At 72.4% G+C, this 2,444-nt stretch carries 2 protein-coding genes; one reads left to right on the forward strand and one right to left on the reverse strand.

Annotation, left to right across the window (positions count from 1 at the left end):
• Positions 1 to 109: 109 nt before the first annotated feature.
• Positions 110 to 754 (reverse strand): HNH endonuclease, encoded by a 645-nt coding sequence (locus ABD308_RS23170; protein WP_344338169.1) that lies wholly within the window; start codon positions 752 to 754, stop codon positions 110 to 112.
• Positions 755 to 1,263: 509 nt separating this feature from the next.
• Here ABD308_RS23170 and ABD308_RS23175 point away from each other — a divergent pair.
• Positions 1,264 to 2,385 carry a mechanosensitive ion channel family protein gene (locus ABD308_RS23175; RefSeq protein WP_344338176.1) on the forward strand — a complete coding sequence of 374 codons (1,122 nt, stop codon included), beginning with the start codon at positions 1,264 to 1,266 and terminating at the stop codon, positions 2,383 to 2,385.
• Positions 2,386 to 2,444: the final 59 nt, after the last annotated feature.

Genomic DNA, 2,444 nt, shown 5'->3' on the forward strand with positions numbered 1-2,444 from the left:
CTCCCCGGCTGGGGGGTGCGCGGCGGCCCATGAGGCGTACCGGGAGATGTGACGGGCAAGCCCTTGTGGTTCGGTCGGAGGTCAGGCTTCGGGGGTCAGGCTTCGGAGGTCAGGCGGAGAGCGGTTCCTTCTGCTCTCCGCGGCGGGCGGGGGCGGGGTGGGCGGCGTGCGCCCGGCCGAGCGGCACCGGGTGGGCGGCCTCGGTATGGTCGTGGTGCTCGTACTCGCCCCACTGCGGGGCGCGCAGCTGGTCGGCTCCGCCGTACGGCTCCAGGTAGGGCCGCCAGCGCGGGTCCTTGATGCCGGTGCCGATGATCCGCCAGGCCAGTCCGGTCGGCGGCGCCGGTGGTCGCTTCATCCGCCACCCGAGTTCGGTGAGGTGGCGGTCGGCCTTGGTGTGGTTGCAGCGGCGGCAGGCCGCCACCACGTTGTCCCACCGGTGCTGGCCTCCCCGGCTGCGCGGGATGACGTGGTCGACGCTGGTGGCGGCGGCCCCGCAGTAGACGCAACGGCCGTGGTCGCGGGCGAACAGCGCCCGGCGGGTGAGCGGGACGGGCCCGCAGAAGGGAACCCGCACGAAGCGGGTCAGACGGACGACGGACGGCGCCGGAAGGGCGCTGGTGGCGCTGTGCAGAGTGACACCCGAGTCCTCCAGGCTGACCGCCTTGTGATTGAGGACGAGGATGAGTGCGCGGCGCATCGATACGACGCCGAGTGGCTCGTACGACGCGTTGAGGACCAGGACATGCGGCACGGATGCCTCCTTGGACGCCTGCGGCGCGTGGCTCGCGCCGGGACGAGCGGTTGGATCGCGCAACGGGTGCGTGATCTCCCCCAGTGTCGCCTTACGCCTTCGTACGGCGCCACCACTCCTGTGTAACGGACCTGACGTGAACTCCGGGTGTGGCTTCTGTCATACCCGGTATGCCCGGGGGAGGAGCGGGTTGCACTCCGGTGCCCCGGCGGGGTACCGCTGGGCCGGTCGGAGCAGTGCGGAAAACAGCGCTCAGAGGTGCGGACGGGGCGTTCGCGCGGATCCGCGCGCCCTCCGAACAGCCGATCGGCGCGTCGGGGTGCCGGCCGGGCGGCGGCTAGGGTATGGGGGACGGTCCGCAGGCCAGGGGCGGTGCGCCTCGCGTCGGCAGGCCGTGCCACGACCCCAGCAGGAAGGTCCCGCACGTGTTCCGGTCCGGTGCCGCCGGCCTCCTCGCCGACGCGTCCGCCACGACGCCCGCCCCCTCCCCCACTCCCACCGCCCCGGAGTTGCCCGACCTGAGAATCCCGACCAGCGCGCAGGAGGTCTCCGAAACCACCCGGCAGGCCGCCGGTTGGTTCGACGAGAACTGGCAGGACTGGCTCGCGGGCGGGATCAGGATCGTCTTCATCGTCGTGCTGGCGCTCGTGCTGCGGGCGATGGTGCGCAAGGTGATCACCCAGCTGATCACGCGGATGATCAGGCCCGGCGAGAGCGAGGACGAGCCGAGCCGGCTGGGCGGACTGCTGGCCAACACCGGGGTGGTCAACCCCGAACGGCGCCAGCAGCGCGCGGAGGCGATCGGCTCGGTGCTGCGCAGCGTCGCGTCGTTCACCATCCTGGGCACGGCGGCGCTGATGGTGCTCTCCGCGCTCGGGATGAACCTGGCGCCGCTGCTGGCGAGCGCCGGTGTGGCCGGCGTGGCGATCGGTTTCGGCGCCCGCAACCTGGTCACCGACTTCCTCTCCGGGGTCTTCATGATCATGGAGGACCAGTACGGCGTCGGCGACGAGATCGACACCGGGGTGGCCAGCGGCACGGTGCTGGAGGTCGGCCTGCGGGTGACCAAGCTGCGCGGCGCGGGCGGCGAGATCTGGTACATCCGCAACGGCGAGGTGAAGCGGATCGCCAACATGAGCCAGGGCTGGTCGACCGCCTCGGTGGACGTCCAGGTCGGCTACAAGGAGGACTTGGAGCGGGTCGAGGCGCTGATCACGGAGACCGCCGAGGCGATGTCCAAGGAGGCGCCGTTCGACGAGCTGGTCTGGGCGCCGTTCAAGATCCTGGGCGTGGAGTCGGTCGCGGCGGACTCGGTGGTGGTGCGGGTCGAGGCGCGCACCGCCCCGGGCAAGTCGCTGAGCGTGGCGCGGGCGCTGCGCCAGCGGGTCAAGACGGCCCTGGACGAGGCCGGGATCAAGGTCAAGGAGGAACTGCCGCTGCCCGCCCCCGCGGGCACCGGCACCGGAACGGCCGCCGCCGCGGTGCTGGCCACCGCCGCCGTCCCGGCCCCCGGAACCGACCCGGCCCCGCCCTCCGCCCTCTCCGACCCCACCTCCGCCGGCTACAAGGCCGCCACGCCGATACCGTCCCCGGTACGGCCCGCGGACGACACCACCACCAAGGCCCCCTGACCTGCTCGGCGAATTCGAGGGGCGTTGCCACACGTGGCGAGTTGATCAAGCCGCGAGCA

The organism is Kitasatospora putterlickiae (genome assembly GCF_039527695.1).
Taxonomy (GTDB): Bacteria; Actinomycetota; Actinomycetes; order Streptomycetales; family Streptomycetaceae; genus Kitasatospora; species Kitasatospora putterlickiae.